Origin of the sequence: Rhodoferax sp. (assembly GCF_023700745.1) — a bacterium.
Lineage (GTDB): Bacteria > Pseudomonadota > Gammaproteobacteria > Burkholderiales > Burkholderiaceae_C > Rhodoferax.
On sequence record NZ_JAMPYG010000009.1, the window covers coordinates 109,223 to 129,532 of the forward strand.

Sequence of the window (20,310 nt, forward strand, 5' to 3'; positions counted from 1 at the left end):
TTCAAGACAGCAACCCCAGAGCTTTCAGAGCCAGGAACAGGGTGGCACCGATCAGCAGGTTCTTGAAACCGACATAGCTGAGCATGTCCATCCAGTTGGCCTCGCGGTAGCGGGCCTGCCACCAGGGGCCGTCCTTGACGTAGCGCTTGCCGCGCATGCGGATCAGCACTTCATAGACGCTCCAGCCGAACCACCAGCCGATGATGGCGCTCTCGGACAGGCGCCCGCTGGCGGTCAGCAGCCAGGCCACGCTGACGGCAATTGCCAGCGAAAAACCGGCCACCTGCAAGGCGCGCTGGTTTTTCCAGCCGTCGCGGCTCCAGGGCCAGATGTGGTCACGCAATTCGGCCAGCAACCAGCCCAGGCCACGGTGTCCGGCAGCGTAGCGCGGGACGGCGGGTGCCGTGGGCATGCGGGGGTCAGGACCCTGCGCGGCCCTGGCGCTGATGGCGGGCACCGCATCGATCGGGATGAAATAGCCGTCACGACCGATCGGTGTGATCAGCAGGCCGTCGCTCTCGCGGCGCTTGCGTTCCTTGGCCAGCGGGGGGCAGCCCTTCTGGTCGGTGTACAGCACCATGCAGTCCAGGCAGTGCAGGCACTCGCGGTGGTCGATGCGGCCGTTGGCGTCGATCGCCTGGGCGCCACAACCGACCGCGCAGGCCTTGCAGCTGTTGCAGTCCTGTTTGCGCCTGAGCCCGAACCAGCGGAAGGTACTGGGCATCGCCAGTGCCGCGCCCAACGGGCAGATGTACTTGCAGTACGGCCGCTCAATAAACAGCGACAAGCCAAGCAATACCGCCACAAACAGGCCATAAGGCCAGCTGCGGTTCATCACGCCCACCAGAAAGGTGGTCTTGAAAGGCTCGACTTCGGACAGCACTTCGGCCAGCCCCATCGAGAACATTGAGACGCTCAGCAAGCCAAAGAAGATCGCGTACTTGAGCCATTTCAGTTTGTCGTGCAGCGCTTGCGGCACCGGCTTTTGCCAGCGTTTGAGGCCCAGCACGCGGCCCACCTTGAAAATGGCCTCAGACAGCGAGCCAAACGGGCACATCCAGCCGCAGAACAGTCCGCGCCCGAACAGGAACACCGTGACGATGATGAAGATCCAGAACAAAAAGATGAACGGGTCCGACAAAAACAGCGACCAGGTCCACTGGAACAGCAGCGCGTGGAACCAGGTGAGCACCTGGGTGATGGAGGGTTGCGCCATCACGCCGAAACCCACGAACACGATGCTCAGGGCCCAGGCACTGTATTTGAAGCCATTGACCGGCCACTTGTTTTTGTGCGTCGACAGCCGGGTCAGGCGCTCACGCAGGGCATAGACCACGCTCACCGCGAGCAGTAAAAATGCAAACAGGCCGATCTCGAGCGCGCGTGTTTTCCAGATGCGCACCCACGGGGCATCGGGTTCAAGCACCACGGGCCGGCCGCCTTCGAGCAATTCGTCAGCCAGCCAGTATTTGGCTTCAAAATTGGCAAAACTGCGGTGGCCGGTGGCCCGGTCGACCCGGTTGCCAAGGAAGGCCAGCTTCCAGGGGTAAGCCGCCGAGAAAGAACCGGCGCGGATGATGAAAATGCCCGATTCGGTGCTGCTGGGTGCACCCGCCGCCTCAAGGCCGTACAGGTTCAGGTAGTCGAGGTCGCGAAAGGTAAAGGATTCCGCGCCCTGCTTGACCTGCACCCGGTCATAAATGCCACCCCGCACAAAGCCCGAACCCTTGAAGGATTCCTGACCCGCAGTGCGGATGACAAAAAAGGCGTGGTCGCCCTGGTTGAGGCGCGAGCGCAGGTTCTCGCTGCCCTGCTTGCCCAGCAGGCTCATGCTGAGGTCGGGGTGATTGAGGTCGCCAAACCAGAGTTCGATAAAGGGGTCGCTGCCGTCCAGGCCGACCTGTTTGGGCATCACTTTCAGTTGTTTGACGGCGCCGAGCTGGACCAGGTCAGCCCAACTGTAGGCCCGCTTACTTTCTGCGTAGCGTGCAGGCGCACGCACAGTGGGTTCGATGATGCCCACCTGGCGTGCCACCGCCGAGCCGGACAGTTGCATCACCTGGTTTTGTGCGATCACCGTGACGGTGGCGCCCGAAATCGCGTCCAGGCCCAGCACGTTTTCATCAGGGCGGGAGGGGCCAACCTCGATCTGGTCCTTGACCGATTTGCCGAGGTACTGGTTGTTGAAGTCGATCAGTGCCTTTTCCGGGATGCCCAGCAACAAAATGGGTTCGGAGTGCTTGAGCACCTTGACGCCGACATAGCGCCCTTGCATATCCATGCCGATCAGGGTCACCACCGGCTTGCCGGAATAGGCAGGTGTGTCGGTGATGTCGGTAGACAACATCACGTAGCCAAGCAATTTTTTGCTGGCGGGGCTCTGGGGGTCGGCTGCGCCGTAGGCCTCTACATAGGGCGGTTGTCCTTTGCGGCTGGAGAAACTGGTAGCGCCCGGAAACACCTCCTGACACGGCACCAGCGCGCACAGGTCTGCCGCCGTGGCAAGTTCTGCGGGCAGCTTGGCCTCGTAGGCTTGCGCACGCGCCTGGTTGGCCCAAAGGCTCAGGACCATGAAAAACGCGGCCAGCGGCAGCGCAAGGAATCTGGGTAATGACATGAATGGGATCCTTGGGCCGCTGGCCTGCCCGTACAGGGACAGACCAGCGGTTGTGAGGCTTAGGCCTCGACGATCATGCGCGTGCGCATCTCCAGGTGCAGGGCGTGACAGAAGTGCGTGCAATAGCACCAGAACACGCCTGGCTGGTCGGCGATGAAGGTCACCGAGGCCGTTTCCTGCGGATTGACAATGAAGTTGACGTTGTAGTTCGGGATCGCAAAGCCGTGCGTCAAGTCTTCAATCTTGTCCAGGTTGGTCAGGATCAGCGTGACCTGGTCGCCCTTCTTCACCTTGAACTCACGCAGGCTGAATGCCGGCGCTTGCGAGGTCATCTTGATCGTCACCTTTTTGCCCTGACGGAAGACACCGGATTCTTTCGGATCCTTGACCGCGTTCGGGAAGTCGTCGAGGGCGTAGACCTGCTTGGGTTTGACCAGGTCGCGCTTGAAGATGATGAAGTCGTGCGGTTCGCCGCGCACCGGGTGGTCAGCCATCAGCACCATCTTGTCGCCCGAGATGTCGATCAGCTGCTCGTTTTCAGCGTGCAGCGGACCCACTGGCAGGAAGCGGTCCTTGGAGAACTTGCAACCCACCGCCAGGTACTTGCCGTCGGCGGCGATGGTCTCAGACTGGCTGGCGTTCAAGTGACCCGGCTGGTACTGAACGTCGATGCGGTCGACCACATACTTGGCGGTCTTGTCGCCGTTGTGGAACTTGATGGCCGCCTCGATGTTCCATTTGACCACCTGGCTGTCCAGGAACAAGGTCGTGTAGGCATTGCCACGGCCGTCAAACGCGGTGTGCAGCGGGCCCAGGCCCAGTTCGACTTCGGCGACGATGACCGAATCAAGCTTTTCAAGCTTGCCATCGAACCAGTCCAGCACCTTGGCGAGTTCCAGCACCGTGCCGGTGGGCGACAGCTTGCCGGCGCAAATGAAGTATTTCTGATCTGGCGATGCATTCACGCCATGCGGGTTTTTGGGCACCGAGACATAAGCGGTCAGCGCAGTCTTCGGATCCTTGTTGGCCTCGCGGGAGCCATCCACCACCGGCACTTTGGACTGGCCAATGGTCTTGAATTTGCCGGCCTTGACCGCCGCTTCGATGCGGGCAATGTTGAAAAAGAGGCAGGCGTCGCGCTCGGCAGACATCATGTCCTCGTAGTGCGCACCCATCTCGACGTTGTACTGGTTGGTCGCAGCCAGCTTGCCGTCGTAGGAGGTGGCCACCAGGTCGCAGTTGCCGTCAATCAGCACCTGCCAACGGACTTCCATGGTCTCGGCATCAACACAGCTGAACAGTGAGCGGTATTTGGTGGCGTCCTCGGAGCCCGTGTTGGGCAGAGGGATGGAGAACTCACCACCGCAAAACACGCGGGTGGTGTAGTTGATGGCCGGATCCACCGGGTCACGCTTGTCCGGGAAGATGCCGTGGAAGCCCTGCACGTTGGGCAGCTGGGTGATCTTGTCGCAGATGAAATAGTCCAGCCGAACGCGCGCGATACGTGAGTTGATCTTGTCGTTGATCCAGGAGTAACGCCCGTCGTAGTTGCCGTCCTTGTAGGAAGCGTGGGTGTGGTGTGAGTCGCCCACGGTGTAGCGCAGCGAGCCATCGGCCTTGGTGCCCATGATGGCCTTGGATTCGTTGGTGATGCCCCAACCGACCAGTGCGTCCGGCACGAAGCAGGGGATGCGCAACAGTTCGCGACCCGAGGGCAGGCCCAGCACGCGCATGTCGCCGGTGTGGCCGCCACTCCAGATGCCGTAATAGGTGTCGAGTTCACCGGGTTTGAGGTGGGCCGACGCACCGCCATGGCTGCCTGATGGTGCAGGCGTTGCCGCCGGCGCCGCCGTTTCCGGCTTTTTGTCGGCACAGGCGACAGTACCGAGAGAGAGCCCCGCCAGGGCAGCGGTGTTCAGAAATTTCCGACGTGCCAAACCGGTCGGGCTTGGAGGCGTCAGTTGAAGTTCATTTTTCATAGGTTGGTCTTTCAGTTCAGGTTGGGAAAACAGAATTGGGTGGGCCACGGGGTGGCGGCGACAGGCAATGGGCAGCTGGCACGCGTGAGGCGCTGGCAGTGGCGAGTTGTGCCTGAACCGGCTTGTGAAAGCTGCAAACGGCGAGGTCTTGTGGCGGCAGCACGACGGGCAGGCAGTCGGCACAGTCGAGCGTCGTCACGAGAAGTTCGGCAGGATCAGTTTCTGCATCGATCGCCACCAGCACGAGGGCATTTGCACCGGTGCAAACCACGGCCATGGACTTCGGTTTGACCAGTGGACTGGCGATGGCCAGGCCCATGCAGAACAGCAGGCCCACCACGACCCATCGGGCCTGGCGCAGCATGAAATCGGACTTTAAAAACATGGGCTGAATTCTATGGCTATAAAGTTCAAATTAAATGAATATTTAACTTGCTTTGATCCATATCAAAAAGGGAAATAGACAGCGTCGGACATGGGGCCCTGACTTTAGGGATGAACCGCGCCCCCGGCAATATTTCAAAAGTACAAGTACTTGCAGTTCAAAAGAACTAGACCTATCTGGCCTGATCGGTCTGAATCTTGGTAGCTGTCACTTTGACGCCGGCGAAGCATCGGGCCACTAGCTCTTTTGAACTATGATTCCGACTCTTGCACCACGCCGGTATCAAGCATGCTGAGTTCATTCAAAAACCTGCTCAACCAATTTTTCATGCCTGACAACGGCAATGCCAGCCTTGATGACGCACGCAGCCTGCAGTTGGCCACGGCGGTGCTACTGGTCGAGGTGATGCGCTCTGACACCGACGTATCCGCCGCTGAGCGCACCGCGACCGTTTCGGCGCTACGATCCAAATTCGAACTGAGCGAGAACGAACAGAACCGGCTGCTGGCGCAGGCAGAGGAAACGGCCAAAAACGCCAACGACTACTTCCGTTTTACCAGCGCCATGAACGAGCAGTTCACGCAGGCTGAAAAAATCCAGGTGGTGGAACACATGTGGCAGGTCGCTTTTGCCGACGGGCACCTGGACGCCAACGAAAACCACCTGATCAGCAAGATAGCCGGTTTGCTGCACGTAACCCATGGCGAGTACATTACGGCCAAGTTGCATGCTAGGGAAGCCGCGCAACGGGGTGCGTAGCGGCAAGCTGCGTGTTGCGCTGCGCTTGTTGTCAAGCCATTTCGGTTAATCTCGCCGCCTTAGTAACCAAGGAAAACCATGAAGAAACTCAACGTCACCATCAAGCTGGAAATGTCCGTCCCCGACGACTGGGAATTGGTTGGGACGTCCGAGGGCGGCCACGTGTTGCAACTGCCCAACGGTCAATTTCTGGACATCGCCATTGAGCCACTGTTTGCCAGCGACCCCGAGGAAACCTGGAGCAGCACCGAAGACGACGATGTGCTGAACGACCTGCTGGACATGGTGGAGAGCGAAGAAGTCGCCTACGAATTCGTCACCCACTGAGCCCGGTCATTCCGGGCCGAGCCTGGCAATGGTCTCTTTGTCAGGCGTGCTAGGCATAAATAGTTACCCTGATTTTGTGTGTGCTACCTTGTGGATAACTGATGGTACAAGCGGCGTAAGCCGCGCGGGCTGTGGCTTTCCAGACGGTGCCCAAAAAACAGTCATTCCAAGCGCCTTTTTTTAAATACTCATTGGAGAACGAGATTTTGTGTTAGCACTTTGAATCCTCGGTATCTGCACCCGGTGCAAGCTGCCGGCCATCAAAGTTACCCATTGAAACTGTGCGCTAGTTTGTGGATAAGCATGTTTAAAAGCCGCCAAACCCGCGCCAGCACTGGGCTGGCACGCTGTGCTACAAAAAACATCAGCCGAACAACCTTGGTAGCGGCTGGCAATGCCCGTTTCAATGATTCCAAGCGCAAAGCTTAATGTTGGACGAGCGGACGCAGCGCAACAAGGTCTCTTTTTCAATCAGATAATCACCGCACATGATCTTTTCAAGCAATCTCTTTCCTCTGGGCTGGCAGCACTACCTGCTGGGTGGCCTGTTGATTGGCGCGGGCACGGCGTTGCTGTTTGTTTTGACGGGCCGCATTGGCGGGATGAGCACGGTGCTTTCCAGCACCTGGTCTTTTGTCGTGCAGAGGCCCTTTTTTCAGCAAGCACAGTTTGTCTCTTCACGCGCCTGGCGACTGGTGTATGCAAGCGGGCTGATACTGGGGGCGCTGCTGTGGTGGCTGGGGTTTGCCGATAGGGCAACGCAAAGCACCAGCGTGCCGGTATGGCAATTGCTGCTGGGAGGTTTTTTTGTAGGCTACGGAGCCCGCCTGGGCAAAGGCTGCACCTCGGGTCACGGCATTTGTGGTCTGGGTTCGCTGCAATGGCCGTCGCTGTTGGCGGTTCTGACATTCATGGCAACCGCATTTCTGACGGCCAATCTGATGGCCAGGTGGCTGGCATGACGACACACAAGGAGTCGCTGCCGAAAATAATCGCCACGCTGGCAGCGGGCATGCTGTTTGGCTTCGGACTGTCCTTCTCGACCATGATCCAGCCTGAGGTGGTGCTGAGCTTTTTGCGCCTGCAGGATTTTGGCCTGATGCTGGTCATGGGCGGCGCCGTCATGGTGGTGCTGCTGACTTACAAATTGGCACCACGACTGCTCTCAAAACCTGTCTTTGACTCGCATTTTCACAGCCACCCAAGCGTCTGGAACAAAGACACCCTGATGGGTTCGGCGCTGTTTGGTGTCGGCTGGGGCTTGTGCGGTGTCTGTCCCGGACCAGCCATTGCGGCGCTTGGCGTTGGCAACGCCGACTTGCTGTGGGCGCTGGCCGGCATGGCGGCCGGAGCGCTGGTACAAGGCCTGCGAGCCAAATAATCCCCTGCCAGTCCGCCTGGTCTGATGCTTTCTTACTGTGTGGCGCGTCGCAGTTCGCCCACCCGGGCCGCGATGTCACGACGGTCGCCAGCTTCGGTGGCATTGGCAAGGTAGGTTTCCAGATCTTCCAGGGCGTGCCCCGTGTGGCCGACTTCAGCATGCGCCAAACCCCGGTCACGGTACTCCGACCAGGCTTGCGGTAACAGCACAATCAGGCGATCCAGCACCATGATCAGGCGCGGCCAGTCGCGCTGCGCAGCATGGATGTCCTTGAGGTTGTACAACATGCGCGCAATGATGTCACGGGGGGGCGCAGCCTGCAGATACAGACCTAGCGGCAGTTCCTGATCCTCTTCCAGGCCTACCAGGTCTTGAAACGGCGCCAGCCGCTCGGACAGTTCTTCACGGCTGAGGGACTTGCCGGTCAGTGGGTCGATCACCACCTGGCCCTCGGTCAAATTGACCTTGACCATGAAGTGCCCCGGAAAACTGATGCCACGCACCGTCAGTCCGATCCCCTGGGCCAGTTCCAGCCAGATCACTGCCAGGGAAATCGGGATCGCGAGACGGGTCAGCAATACCACATGCACGTAGCTGTTATCCGGGTCCATGAAGTTATTGAAATTGCCGCCAAAGTTCAGGTCGCGGTAAACAAACTGGTTCAGGACACGGAGTTTTTGCAAGGAGCCGGCATCTGCCGGCAAGCGGCGCTTCAGCCGCGCCAGCAACTGGTCCACATCACCCAGCACCTGTTGCACACTGAGGTCCGGGTACTCATCTTGCGCCAGGCTGATGGCGGCTTCCAGCAGGGGGAAATCTGCATCGCTGTGCACCAGAGCAGAGAAATACTCCAGTGGGGTGGGAATGTTCAGTGACAGATTCATGGGGCCTATTGTCTATCGTCTTAAAAACTGGCGCAGTTTCATGCCAGCAGCCCATAAGGCGAAAAAGTAAATCAGGCCGGAGGCCAGCAAAATGGATGACAGCAGCCCAATCCGCTTCAAACTTTCAGACCGCAGTGCCGTCCAGGCAAAGTGGCTGTTCGCCCAAACCAGAAACAGAGCCAGCAAAACGCAGGCAGCCAGAACCTGCAGCACAAACAGGCCCCAGCCCGGCTCAGGCTTGTAGCTGCCACGTTTCAGCAGACCCAGCAACAGCCACAGCGCATTGACCATGGCGCCAATGCCGATCGACAGGGTGAGTGCGGCATGGGCAAAAACGGGCACCAAAGCCACGTTCAGCAACTGGGTCAGCACCAACACCACCACCGCCACCTTGACCGGGGTTTTGGTGTCCTGGCTGGCAAAATAACCGGGCGCCAGCACCTTGATGGCCACAATGCCGACCAAACCCACACCCCAGCCCATCAGCGCACGCGTGACCTGCTGCACGTCAAAGTCGGTCATGGCACCGTAATGGTAGAGCACCGCCACCAGCGGCTTCGGAAACAGCAGCAGTGCCAGGGCACAGGGCACGGCCAGCAGAACCACCAGGCGCAGGCCCCAGTCCAGCATGGCCGAATAACGTGCCGTATCGCCGCTGGCGCGCGCCATGGCCAGCTGCGGCATCAGCACCACACCCATGGCCACGCCCAGCATGGCTGTGGGAAATTCCATGAGCCGATCGGCATAGGTGATCCAGCTCACGCTGCCCGGCGCCAGGTAGGAGGCGATCTGGGTGTTGATGAGCATCGACAAATGTGCCACACCGACCCCCAGCAAGGCCGGGCCCATCAGGATGAGGATGTTCTGAGTGCCCGAATCGGCCCAGGCCTGCTTCAAGGCCGACCAGCGCCAGGCCAGTCGGGGGTTGAGCCCAAGCCGTTTCAAGGCCAGCCATTGCACCGACAACTGCAGCACACCGCCCAGCAAAACGCCTCCGGCAAGGGCATAAATGGGCTCCAGCCCCAAGGTTTTGAACCAGGGTGCCCCCAGCCAGGCGGCAAAGATCATGCAGATATTGAGCAGCACAGGGGTGGCGGCTGGCACGGCAAAACGTTTGTAGGTGTTGAGCACCCCCGCGCCCAGCGCCACCAGCGACATGAAGGCGATGTAGGGAAACATCCAGCGCGTCAAACGCACCGCCACGTCATAGCCATGCGGGTCCTGCTGCATGCCGCTGGCCATGGCCCACACCATGCCACCGGCGCCCAGCACACCCAGCACGCTCAAGCACAGGAGCGCCCAGGCCAGCACCGTGGCGACACGGTCAATCAGGACCTTGGTTGCGACATCACCCTGTTGCGCTTTGGAAGCGGCCAACACCGGCACAAAAGCCTGGCTGAAAGCCCCTTCACCAAAAAACCGCCGGAACAGATTGGGAATGCGAAACGCCACATTAAAGGCGTCGGTCATGGCTGAAGCGCCAAACGTAGCGGCGATCAACAGCTCACGCACCAGCCCGGTGATGCGCGACAACAGCGTCAAGCCTGACACCACAGAGGCGGACTTGAATAAGCTCACCGCGTCCCCAACCCGCTCTGCCAGCCCATCATGGCGCTGGCCACCCACATCCCGATCACCAAGACGCCACCCACCAGCGCGATACGGCCAGGATGTGATGGATTAAAACGGATTTTTTGAAAGATTTCATAGAATAAAGACTCGCGCGGATTGTAGTCATGGCTTGAAAAGCCGGATTCCATCTTTTATTTGCAAGTGGCTGGAATAAAACCGTTGCGCGCCCTGTTCATGTGATTGCAAACGTCTGTTTGCTTTTCCCCAACTTAGGAGTTCATCATGACATTCAAATCACCGACACTTTTCATGACCTCGGTCACTTTTGCCATGCTGACGGCATGCGCCACTGTGGCGTCCGCGCCGGTCAATGTCTCTGACGGCGTGCTGGTTGGTCCCAACGGCATGACGCTCTACACCTTTGACAAGGATGTAGCCGGCAGCGGCAAGTCAGTCTGCAATGGCCCCTGCGCCACCAATTGGCCACCCCTCATGGCAGCCCAGGGCGAGTCCGCCAGCGGTGACTTCAGCATCGTCACCCGGGATGACGGCAGCAAGCAATGGGCGGTCAAGGGCAAGCCCGTGTATTACTGGGTCAAGGACAGCAAGCCTGGCGACAAAACCGGGGACGGCTTTAATGGTATCTGGCAAGTTGCCAAACCCTGATTGAACAACTCAGCCAGCACCCCGGTGATCAACCCATGAGCCGCGAACTCATGGTGGCCCAGATCCCCTCACTGCGCCGTTATGCACGGGCGCTCACGGGCGACACCTGGGCGGCCGATGACCTGGTGCAGGACACGCTGGAGCGTGCCTGCAACAAATGGCGTTTGTGGCTGGTGGGAAGCAACTTGCGGGCCTGGCTGTTCAGTGTGATGCACAACCTGTTTGTCAATCAATTGCGCCAGTCAGCAGGCGGCGCACGCGCAACGATGCTCGATATTGACGATCTGGCCGATGTTCTACCGGCCCCAGCGTCCAACGCTGACCAGACGCTCGACCTGCAACGCTGCCTGCTGCGTCTACCGCCAGAGCAGCGTGAAGTGTTGTTATTGGTCAGCATGGAAGACATGAGTTATGCCGAGATTGCCAAGGTCACCGGCGTTCCGCTGGGAACCGTGATGTCGCGCCTGTCACGTGCCAGGGCCCGATTGCAGTCCCTGCTGGAAGCACCCGCACATGTGCCGGCAGACCCGGCCGTCGATCATGCGGCATCGACTTGTTCCGTGACGACGCTACACCGTTTGAAATGAACCGCCCACCACCATGAATCGCAAGCCCAAGCGCCCACTGTCTGACGATGATCTCCACGCCTTGCTGGACGGTCAGGCTTCGCCCGACGAGCTGGCTGCGCTGCGCACGAGACTGGCAGATGACCCTGACGCGCAGGCCAGATTTACGCAGTGGCAGCGCCAGCGCGACACATTGCATCGCCTGCACGCCCAGGTTCTGTCCGAAGCGGTCCCGGCTGCACTGGTGCAGGCTGCAACAGCCAGCGCCATACGCACAAGCGGCAGACACTGGGCGCGTTATGGTGGCATGGCGGCCGGTGTGGTGATGGCCTTTGGTGCGGGCTGGCTGGCCAACGCCAACTGGCAGGACAGGAGCGGGCAGGCTTCCGTGCCACCCGGTATGGCAAGCGCCCAACCCGCGCGTGAATTCATCCATCAGGCCGTACTGGCCCACGCCGTTTACACACCAGAAAGTCGCCATCCGGTTGAGGTGTCGGCGCAAGAACAACAGCATCTGGTGCAATGGTTGTCCAAACGACTGAACAAAACCCTCAAGGTACCTGATTTGACAGCACAAGGCTTTGATCTGGTGGGTGGACGGCTGTTGCCTGGCGAGGCCGGGGCGCGTGCACAGTTCATGTTCCAGGACGGAGCCGGTCAGCGCGTGACGCTTTACCTGGGTGCAGTACCTCAGACCACAGCAGACCTGTCAAGCCAGGAAACCGGATTCCGCTTCGAGCCCCAAGCTGCCATACCCAGTTTTTACTGGTTCGACCAGGGATTTGCCTACGCACTGGCAGGCCAATTGCCACGCGCAGCGCTGATGCAGTTGGCCCAAGCGGTCTACAGCCAACTTTAAGGGCGGCACAAACAAGGTCAGGCCAGTGTGCGCAGTGGGTGGCAATGTGGCAGCCACGGGCTGTCAAAAAATGGCTCCACCATCTCCGGCGTGACGTCCTCAATGCGCGCAGGCTGCCATCGCGGCGCATTGTCCTTGTCGATCACCAGCGCACGTATGCCCTCTGCGGTCTCGGTTTGGGCACCGCTGCGCGCCAGATGCCTCGGGAAGAAGCAGCGCCGCATCATGTCGCGCTCCATCTGCAAGTCTTGCGCTACCGTAAGGTGGCGCGCCCGGCGGATCTGTTCAAACGCCACATGCAGCATCAGAGGCGAGCGCTGACGCAACTGCAGGGCGGTGCGCTGAGCCCATTCGGAAGTATCGGCTTCGAGGGCGTGGACGATGGCGCAGACTGAATCCAGCGCGAAAAAGGCATCGATCCGGCTCCTGTCCAACCCAGCTTGCCCGTCATGGTGGACAGCAAATACGGCAAGCCATGCCGCCATCTGACCCGCGTCCGTAGGATTGATCTCAGCCAGCGCATCCCAGGCTTGTGGCAGCCGTTCGGCATCCAGGCAATGATCGGCCAAACCCTGTTGAATGGCCTGCGCAGCGCCCAGTGAGGTTCCGGTCAGGGCCAGCCACTCACCCCCATGCCCGGGGCAGCGGCTCAGAAAATAGCCGCCTCCGACATCCGGGAACAGGCCGATGGTGGTCTCCGGCATGGCCAACTTGCTGCGCGAGGTGACCAGCCGGTAAGATGCGCCCTGGCTCAGGCCCATGCCACCGCCCATGACCACGCCGTCCATGAAAGCCAGCACTGGCTTGGGGTAGCGATGGATCAGGTGGTTGAGGCTGTACTCCTCGGTAAAAAAATCTTCGGGGGCCGGGTCGCCCGAGAGCAGGGCCTGGTGAAAAAAGCGGATGTCCCCACCGGCACAAAAAGCGCCAAAAGGCCCGGCCTTGTTGCAACCACGCAGGGCCACAGCCTTGACACGGCCATCTTCACGCCAGGCCAGCAGGCAAGTGGTCAAGGCCCGGATCATGGGCAGCGTCAAAGCGTTGAGGGACTGCGGCCGGTTCAGGGTGATGAACCCCACCCGGCCCCGAACCTCGCACAGGACGTCATGCGTTGTCATCGCGTCACGGCGTTGTTCCGCCAGCCAAGCATTTCGTTGACGACCAGTGCGCCGATGACCAGCGTACCGCCAGCCAACACATCCTGACCAAGCACTTCACCCGCGCCTACCCAGGCGAGCAAGATGCCAAAAATGACCTCCAGCAGACCCAGCAGCGCCACTTCGGGGGCCTTCAGGACGCGGGCGCACGCCACCACCAAAATACAGGGAATGGCCAATTGGCCCAATCCCAGACCAAACAGCAGCGACAAATCATGGGCAGACGCCTGAAACGGCCAGGCCAGCGGGAGGGTGACCAATGACGACAGCACAGCACCCACCAGCACAGCGGGCATCAGGTCAATGCGTTTGCCGTGTGCTTGCGCATACTGGTTGATGGTCCAGTTGGCGGAGCCGGCAATCGGCACGCAAAGCGCCACCAGCGTGCCTGCCAAACTGATACCTTGTCCCAATTGACTGGCATACATGTAAGCAATGCCAGCACCCGCCACCACAATCGCCAGCCAGGTACGCAGCGGAATGCGGTGGCCGATAAAAACGCGCGCCATCAGAGCGGTCAGCAAGGGTGACAAGGACATGGTCACCAGCACATTGGCGACCGTGGTGAGCATGATGGCCACCATGAAAAAGGTGAACATGCCGCACCAGCACAGGCCGGACAACCACAGCGCCGCACCACCATGGCGCATGCGGCTGAACACCTCGCGGCCTTTGAGCAATGGCAATATCACCAGCAGGCACAACATGGTGAAAAAGCTGCGCCAGAAAGTGACCTCGAACTTCTGCGCATGCTCCAGATGGCGCGTGACAACGCCAGCGGTGGACCACATCAGGGTCACCGCCACCATCAGCCAGACCGCCCGGTTATGTGTGAGCTTCAAGTTAGGCGTTACGGCCGGCTTTTTTACGCTCGTGCTCGGACAGGTGGCGCTTGCGCAAACGAATCGACTTGGGCGTGATTTCGACCAGCTCGTCGTCCTCGATGAATTCCACACCGTATTCCAGCGTCAACTGGATCGGCGGCGTGATCTTGATCGCATCTTCCTTGCCGCTGACGCGGAAATTGGTGAGCTGCTTGGTGCGCGTGGCGTTGACCACCAGGTCGTTGTCACGGTTGTGGATACCCACAATCATGCCTTCATAGACGGGGTCATTGGCGGTGACAAACATGCGGCCGCGGTCGTCAAGCTTGCCCAGCGCATAGTTAAAGATTTCACCGGCATCCATGGAAATCAGCACACCGTTTTTGCGGCCACCAATCTCGCCCTTGTGCGGCTCGTAGCTGTCAAAAATGTTGGAGATCAGACCCGAGCCACGTGTCAGGTTCAGGAATTCATTGGTGAAGCCAATCAGGCCACGCGCCGGAATGCGGTACTCCAGGCGGACACGGCCGCGGCCGTCCGGTTCCATATTGACCAGATCACCCTTGCGCTCGCCCAGGGCCTGCATGACGCCGCCCTGATGCTGTTCTTCGATGTCGGCAGTGACCATTTCAATCGGCTCGTAACGCACGCCGTCAATGTCCTTGAACACCACGCGCGGCTTGGAAACGGCCAGTTCGTAGCCTTCACGACGCATGTTTTCCAGCAGGATGGTCAGGTGCAACTCACCCCGGCCCATGACTTCAAAGATGCCTTCTTCGTCGGTTTCCTTGACGCGCAGGGCGACGTTGTGCTGCAGTTCCTTTTGCAGGCGGTCCCAGATCTGGCGGCTGGTGACGTACTTACCTTCGCGACCGGCCAGCGGGCTGGTGTTGACGCAGAAATTCATGGTCAGGGTGGGCTCGTCAACCTTGAGCATGGGCAGCGGTGCCGGATTGGCCGGGTCGGTGAGGGTGACACCAATGCCGATGTCGGCCACACCATTGATCAGCACAATTTCGCCGGGACCGGCTTCATCGGTCTGCACGCGCTCCAGCCCCTGGAAGGTCAACACCTGGTTGATGCGGCCTTTGACAGCTTTGCCGTCTGGACCTTCCATCACGACCACGTCCATCATTGGGCGGATCGTGCCCTGGCTGATACGGCCCACGCCGATGCGGCCGACAAAGGTGGAGAAGTCGAGTGCCGAAATTTGCAGCTGCAGCGGTGCTGCCGGATCACCTTGCTGGTGCGGCACGTGCTCAAGAATGGTGTTGAACAGAGCCGACATGTCGGGACCCCACTGTTCGCCCTGGCCACCCTCTTCGAGCGAAGACCAGCCGTTGATGCCGGAGGCATAGACCACCGGGAAATCAAGTTGTTCGTCGGTGGCACCGAGCTTGTCGAACAGATCAAACGCCGCATCCACCACGAATTGGGGACGGGCACCCGGCTTGTCGACCTTGTTCACCACCAGGATGGGTTTGAGGCCCAGTGCCAGTGCTTTCTTGGTCACAAAACGGGTCTGCGGCATGGGTCCTTCCTGGGCGTCGATCAACAGCACCACGCCGTCGACCATGCTCAGGGCGCGCTCCACCTCGCCACCGAAGTCGGCGTGGCCGGGGGTGTCAACGATATTGATGTGGGTACCTTCCCAGGTTACGGCACAGTTTTTTGCCAGGATGGTGATACCGCGCTCTTTTTCAATCGCGTTGTTGTCCATCACGGTGTCGACCACTTTTTCGTGCTCGGCAAAGGTGCCGGACTGGCGCAGCAGTTGGTCAACCATGGTGGTTTTGCCGTGGTCAACGTGGGCAATGATCGCGATGTTTCTGATTTGTTTATGGGCCATGGTTCACTTTCTCTTAAATAAGTTTAATTTGAAAGAACAGCGTCATTCAATGACGGTTCTGTTTCATCTGTTCAATTTCAATCGGGCTGAGCAGCCGCCCGGGAATCAATTCACCAGCCACCACCCGGGCCGTGCCCAACAAAGCAGCATCCTCACCGGCATGCACCACCACCTGTGCCACATCGGGCCAAGACCCACGACGGCGCAAGCCTGACAGGAAGCGCCCGGCATTGTCCGCGTCGAGTGTGACCACCTCATGATCACCCAACAAGCTGTCCACCGGTAACAAACAAGCCAGGCGCTGCGCTTCGCTCATCGCTTCCAGTGCCTCCAGCGTGACGCACTGCGACTCGGCAAAGTCGCCTGTGCCAATGCGTCGCAACGCACTCAAATGAGCACCGCATCCCAGTGCCTCACCGATGTCCTCGCCCAGCGTGCGGATGTAAGTGCCCTTGCTGCACTTCGCCACCAGCTTGATGAGCGGCGGCGATGCGTCAGAGCGCAGCAACGTCAATTGCAATTCAAAAATCTGCACCTCCCGCGAGGCCCGTTCCACTTCAATCCCGGCACGCGCATACTCATACAGCGCCTTGCCATCTTTTTTCAAGGCGCTGTGCATGGGCGGCAACTGGCTGATCTTGCCGGTAAACTGCTGCTGCACCCTTGCCACATCATCGGCTTCCACCACCACCGGGCGGGTCGCAATGATTTCCCCCTCGGCGTCACCCGTGCTGGTCTTGACGCCAAGATGCAGCACCGCTTCATACGTTTTGTCGGCATCCAGCTGCAACTGGCTGAACTTGGTCGCTGCCCCAAAACACAATGGCAACACGCCTGTGGCCAGTGGGTCGAGCGTGCCGGTGTGGCCCGCTTTTTCAGCACGCAACAGCCATTTCACCTTCTGCAAGGCATCATTGCTCGACCAGCCCAGTGGCTTGTCGAGCAACAGCACCCCATGCACGGGGCGCCTGGCAACCCGTGCACGCGGCGCATTCATGGGTTATTCGTCCTTGGCCCGCGAGGCGACCGCACGCGCGATCAAAGCGTTCATGTCGGCAGCGCGCTCGGGAGTCTGGTCAAAAATGAAATGCAGGGTGGGCACGGTATGAATGTGCAGACGCTTGAACAAGCCGGCACGCAAGAAGCCGGCCGCCTGATTCAAACCCTCGGTACATGCCTTCACGTCACCTGCCAACAAGCTGAAGAATACCTTGGCATGCGCATAGTCGGGGGTCACCTCGACCCCCTGAATGGTGACCATACCCACACGCGGGTCCTTGAGCTCGCGCGCAATCAGCTCGGTCAGATCACGCTGGATCTGATCGGCAACCTTGAAGGCACGGTTGGGTGTGGCAGATTTTTTATGCACGGATCAGGCCCAATGGATCACAGCGTACGCGCCACTTCACGGATTTCGAAGAACTCCAGCACATCACCGACCTGGATGTCGTTGTAGTTCTTGATGTTCAAGCCGCAATCAAAGCCTTCGCGGACTTCCTTGGCGTCGTCCTTGAAGCGTTTGAGCGATTCGAGTTCGCCGGTCATGACCACCATGTTTTGACGCAACAGGCGCAGACGCGCGCTGCGACGCACCACACCCGCCGTGACCATACAACCCGCAATGGAGCCAATCTTGGACACCTTGAAAATCTGACGAATCTCGGCGGTACCGATGACTTCTTCTTTCTTGTCCGGCGTCAGCATGCCCGACATGGCCAGCTTGAGGTCATCCACCGCGTCGTAAATGATGTCGTAATAACGGATATCGACACCGTTGTTCTCGGCCAACTTGCGCGCGCCGGCATCAGCGCGGGTGTTGAAGCCGATGATGACGGCCTTCGAAGCAATGGCCAAATTGACATCGGACTCGCTGATCGCGCCGACTGCGGCGTACACCAGTTGCACCTTGATTTCGTCGGTGGAGAGCTTGAGCAGCGACTGGGCCAAAGCCTCCTGGGAACCCTGCACATCGGCCTTGACGATGATCGGCACCATCTTGACCTCGCCCGCAGCCATATCGGTAAACATGTTTTCGAGCTTGGCGGCCTGCTGCCTGGCGAGCTTGGTGTGACGGAACTTGCCGGCACGGTAGGTGGCGATTTCACGGGCACGACGTTCGTCAGACAGCACCATGAATTCATCACCGGCTTGCGGCACTTCGGTCAGACCCTGGATTTCAACCGGAATGGACGGGCCAGCCGACTTGACGGGTTTGCCGTTTTCATCGAGCATGGCGCGCACGCGGCCAAAAGTCTGGCCAGCCAGCACCACGTCACCCGTTTTCAGGGTACCCGATTGCACCAGCACGGTGGCCACAGGACCACGCCCCTTGTCAAGCTGGGCCTCGATCACCAGGCCCTTGGCCATAGCATCCACCGGGGCCTTGAGTTCCAGCACTTCGGCCTGCAACAAGACTTGCTCCAACAGCTCATCGATGCCCTGACCGGTTTTGGCTGATACCGGGACAAAAGGCGAACTGCCGCCAAAGTCTTCAGGAATCACGTCTTCGACCACCAGCTCGTTCTTGACACGCTCGGGATTGGCATCGGGTTTGTCGACCTTGGTGATGGCCACCACAATCGGCACCCCCGCCGCCTTGGCATGTTTGATGGCTTCCTTGGTTTGCGGCATGACACCATCGTCGGCCGCGACCACCAGAATCACGATGTCAGTGGCTTGCGCACCACGGGCGCGCATGGCGGTAAACGCTTCGTGACCGGGCGTATCAAGGAATGACACCACACCACGCGCTGTTTCCACATGGTAAGCACCAATGTGCTGGGTAATGCCACCGGCTTCGCCCGAGGCCACTTTGGTGCGCCGGATGTAGTCAAGCAAGGAGGTCTTGCCGTGGTCAACGTGGCCCATCACGGTCACCACAGGGGCACGCGGCAAGGACTCGGCCTGTTGTTGCGAGACTTCGTCGTCGGTGAAGGCTTCAGGATCATCGAGCGCCGCCACAATGGCTTTGTGCCCCATTTCTTCCACCACAATCATGGCGGTATCCTGGTCCAGCGGCTGGTTGATGGTGACCATCTGGCCGAGCTTCATCAGGTGCTTGATCACCTCGGAGGCCTTGACCGCCATCTTGTGCGCCAACTCAGCCACGGTAATGGTTTCAGGCACATGCACTTCGAGGACGCGAACTTCCACAGGTGCGCTTTGCGCATGGTGATCATCACGGTCGCGGTCATTGCTGCCACGCCGTCCACGCGGTCCACCGCGCCAATTACCACCGCGACCGGCGCCAGCACCGGTATCACCCCGGGTGGGAATGCCTTTTTTCTTGGCTGGATCGCCCGCCCAGCTGCTCGACAGCTTGGCGGATTTGACTTCCTTGCCGGCACCCGCCGCGGCACCGGCCGCAGCTGCAGGTGTCGCGGGTGGCTTGGTCGCAGGGCTACCTGCAGGTTTGTGCAACGTACCTTTGAGGCCCGCCTTGGCAGCCTCGGCGGTCTTGACCACCGGTTTGGGTTCTTCCACCTTCTTGGGTGGCAGTTTTTTACCCGGTTGCGACATCATCAAACGAATGGCTGCCGCTTCGGATTCGGCTTTCTGACGACGCGCGGTCAAGTCAGCGGCGCGAGCGCGCTCTTCTTCAATCTGGGACTTGGACTCCAGCGCGGCCTTTTCCTGGGCTTGCACTTTCAATTGTTGCTGCACCACTTTTTCGGTTTCGGCCTGAACTTCAGCCGCTTCCCTGGCAACTTTGAGCGCGCTGTCATCTTCCACAGGCGCAGCCAATACTGGCTTACTCTTTTCGGCCAACTGTTGTGCCAAGGCGCGCTCGGCTGCCGCTTCAGCAGCAGCACGGTCAGCAGCCTCACGGGCGACGGCTTCCTGCGCCTCGCGTTGACGGCGTCGCTCCACCAGTTCTTCTTCCTGGCGACGGATCAACTCGGCCTGGCGCCGCGCCTCTTCTTCGCGACGTGCCAATTCGGCATGATCGATCTGTAACGTGGCCGCGTGTTGCGCCTCTTGCTCAGCAGCTTCCTCCGGCACAGCACCGGTGCTGGTTTCAGTGCCCTCGTCACGGCGCACAAACGTGCGCTTTTTGCGCACTTCAACCTGAATGGTGCGCGCTTTGCCGGTGGCATCAGCCTGCTTGATTTCCGTGGTCGACTTCTTGACCAGAGTGATCTTCTTGCGCTCACCCGTATTGGTACCGTGGCTGAGCTGCAAATAACTCAACAGATGCTGCTTGTCAGACTCTGTGAGCTTGTCAGATGCTGCCGATTTGGCAACACCTGCCGACTTCAATTGCTCTAGCAATGTGTCGGGTGATTTCTTGAGTTCATTAGCAAACTCGGCAACGGTCATACTGGACATTTTTTAAGTAACCTTTAGTTCAGACTTGGTGCCCGCAGGCAATTAACGTCTTTACTTCAACTGTAAATTCATCATTTTTCACTCTTTTGAAGATGCGTCATTGGCGAACCAATGTTCACGGGCCTTCATGATCAAGGCCGTGGCCTCGTCAGCAGA

19 protein-coding genes are annotated in these 20,310 nt (G+C 59.5%); 7 read left to right on the plus strand and 12 right to left on the minus strand.

What is annotated here, in order from left to right; translation table 11 throughout:
* Window position 1: 1 nt before the first annotated feature.
* From NDJ10_RS09230 to NDJ10_RS09240, 3 genes are read right to left on the minus strand one after another with little or no spacing between them, the layout of a single operon-like run.
* The gene (locus NDJ10_RS09230; protein WP_296161405.1) at window positions 2–2,617 is read right to left on the minus strand and encodes a NosR/NirI family protein; all 2,616 of its coding nucleotides are present in this window, start codon (window positions 2,615–2,617) and stop codon (window positions 2–4) included.
* Window positions 2,618–2,676: 59 nt separating this feature from the next.
* A complete protein-coding gene (nosZ, locus tag NDJ10_RS09235; protein ID WP_296161408.1) occupies window positions 2,677–4,596 on the minus strand; it encodes a TAT-dependent nitrous-oxide reductase in 1,920 nt (639 codons plus the stop codon).
* 16 nt (window positions 4,597–4,612) lie between these two features.
* Window positions 4,613–4,981, minus strand: a complete 369-nt coding sequence (locus NDJ10_RS09240; RefSeq protein ID WP_296161412.1) for a hypothetical protein — start codon at window positions 4,979–4,981, stop codon at window positions 4,613–4,615.
* A 288-nt stretch (window positions 4,982–5,269) separates the two neighbouring features.
* Here NDJ10_RS09240 and NDJ10_RS09245 point away from each other — a divergent pair, with 288 nt between their 5' ends.
* From NDJ10_RS09245 to NDJ10_RS09260, 4 genes are all read left to right on the plus strand, one after another.
* Complete coding sequence (locus NDJ10_RS09245) at window positions 5,270–5,740, plus strand: TerB family tellurite resistance protein (RefSeq protein ID WP_296161416.1); 471 nt, start codon at window positions 5,270–5,272, stop codon at window positions 5,738–5,740.
* A 78-nt stretch (window positions 5,741–5,818) separates the two neighbouring features.
* Window positions 5,819–6,067, plus strand: a complete 249-nt coding sequence (locus tag NDJ10_RS09250) for a hypothetical protein (protein WP_296161419.1) — start codon at window positions 5,819–5,821, stop codon at window positions 6,065–6,067.
* 488 nt (window positions 6,068–6,555) lie between these two features.
* Entirely contained in the window at window positions 6,556–7,029 is a 474-nt protein-coding gene (locus NDJ10_RS09255) for a YeeE/YedE thiosulfate transporter family protein (RefSeq protein WP_296161420.1), read from the plus strand.
* Entirely contained in the window at window positions 7,026–7,448 is a 423-nt protein-coding gene (locus NDJ10_RS09260; RefSeq protein WP_296161423.1) for a DUF6691 family protein, read from the plus strand. Before NDJ10_RS09255 ends, NDJ10_RS09260 begins: the two co-directional genes overlap by 4 nt.
* A 32-nt stretch (window positions 7,449–7,480) precedes the next feature.
* Here the strand turns inward: NDJ10_RS09260 and NDJ10_RS09265 are convergent, their stop codons facing one another.
* The 3 genes from NDJ10_RS09265 to NDJ10_RS09275 are packed head-to-tail and all read right to left on the minus strand — an operon-like array spanning window position 7,481 to window position 10,092.
* Window positions 7,481–8,332 (minus strand): tetratricopeptide repeat protein, encoded by an 852-nt coding sequence (locus NDJ10_RS09265; protein WP_296161425.1) that lies wholly within the window; start codon window positions 8,330–8,332, stop codon window positions 7,481–7,483.
* A 12-nt stretch (window positions 8,333–8,344) separates the two neighbouring features.
* On the minus strand, window positions 8,345–9,910 hold the full coding sequence (gene murJ, locus NDJ10_RS09270) for a murein biosynthesis integral membrane protein MurJ (RefSeq protein WP_296161428.1): 1,566 nt from the start codon (window positions 9,908–9,910) through the stop codon (window positions 8,345–8,347).
* Entirely contained in the window at window positions 9,907–10,092 is a 186-nt protein-coding gene (locus NDJ10_RS09275; protein ID WP_296161430.1) for a hypothetical protein, read from the minus strand. Before NDJ10_RS09275 ends, murJ begins: the two co-directional genes overlap by 4 nt.
* A 142-nt stretch (window positions 10,093–10,234) precedes the next feature.
* On the opposite strand from NDJ10_RS09275, the gene NDJ10_RS09280 reads away from it, so the two are divergent.
* Genes NDJ10_RS09280 through NDJ10_RS09290 form a run of 3 tightly spaced genes read left to right on the plus strand, consistent with a single transcriptional unit; the run spans window position 10,235 to window position 11,995 of the window.
* Window positions 10,235–10,570, plus strand: a complete 336-nt coding sequence (locus tag NDJ10_RS09280) for a hypothetical protein (protein WP_296161453.1) — start codon at window positions 10,235–10,237, stop codon at window positions 10,568–10,570.
* A 35-nt stretch (window positions 10,571–10,605) separates the two neighbouring features.
* Window positions 10,606–11,157 carry an RNA polymerase sigma factor gene (locus NDJ10_RS09285; RefSeq protein WP_296161432.1) on the plus strand — a complete coding sequence of 184 codons (552 nt, stop codon included), beginning with the start codon at window positions 10,606–10,608 and terminating at the stop codon, window positions 11,155–11,157.
* 13 nt (window positions 11,158–11,170) lie between these two features.
* Window positions 11,171–11,995, plus strand: coding sequence for an anti-sigma factor (locus NDJ10_RS09290; protein ID WP_296161433.1), 825 nt, complete (start codon window positions 11,171–11,173; stop codon window positions 11,993–11,995).
* A gap of 17 nt (window positions 11,996–12,012) precedes the next feature.
* Here NDJ10_RS09290 and NDJ10_RS09295 read toward each other — a convergent pair whose 3' ends face one another.
* The 6 genes from NDJ10_RS09295 to infB are packed head-to-tail and all read right to left on the minus strand — an operon-like array spanning window position 12,013 to window position 20,154.
* The gene (locus NDJ10_RS09295) at window positions 12,013–13,113 is read right to left on the minus strand and encodes an enoyl-CoA hydratase/isomerase family protein (protein ID WP_296161435.1); all 1,101 of its coding nucleotides are present in this window, start codon (window positions 13,111–13,113) and stop codon (window positions 12,013–12,015) included.
* Window positions 13,110–13,994 (minus strand): DMT family transporter, encoded by an 885-nt coding sequence (locus NDJ10_RS09300; RefSeq protein ID WP_363318699.1) that lies wholly within the window; start codon window positions 13,992–13,994, stop codon window positions 13,110–13,112. Before NDJ10_RS09300 ends, NDJ10_RS09295 begins: the two co-directional genes overlap by 4 nt.
* A gap of 1 nt (window position 13,995) precedes the next feature.
* A complete protein-coding gene (typA, locus tag NDJ10_RS09305; protein WP_296161439.1) occupies window positions 13,996–15,825 on the minus strand; it encodes a translational GTPase TypA in 1,830 nt (609 codons plus the stop codon).
* A 46-nt stretch (window positions 15,826–15,871) separates the two neighbouring features.
* Window positions 15,872–16,822 (minus strand): tRNA pseudouridine(55) synthase TruB, encoded by a 951-nt coding sequence (truB, locus tag NDJ10_RS09310; RefSeq protein ID WP_296161441.1) that lies wholly within the window; start codon window positions 16,820–16,822, stop codon window positions 15,872–15,874.
* A gap of 3 nt (window positions 16,823–16,825) precedes the next feature.
* Window positions 16,826–17,194, minus strand: coding sequence for a 30S ribosome-binding factor RbfA (gene rbfA / locus NDJ10_RS09315; protein WP_296161443.1), 369 nt, complete (start codon window positions 17,192–17,194; stop codon window positions 16,826–16,828).
* 17 nt (window positions 17,195–17,211) lie between these two features.
* On the minus strand, window positions 17,212–20,154 hold the full coding sequence (infB, locus tag NDJ10_RS09320) for a translation initiation factor IF-2 (RefSeq protein ID WP_296161445.1): 2,943 nt from the start codon (window positions 20,152–20,154) through the stop codon (window positions 17,212–17,214).
* Window positions 20,155–20,310: the final 156 nt, after the last annotated feature.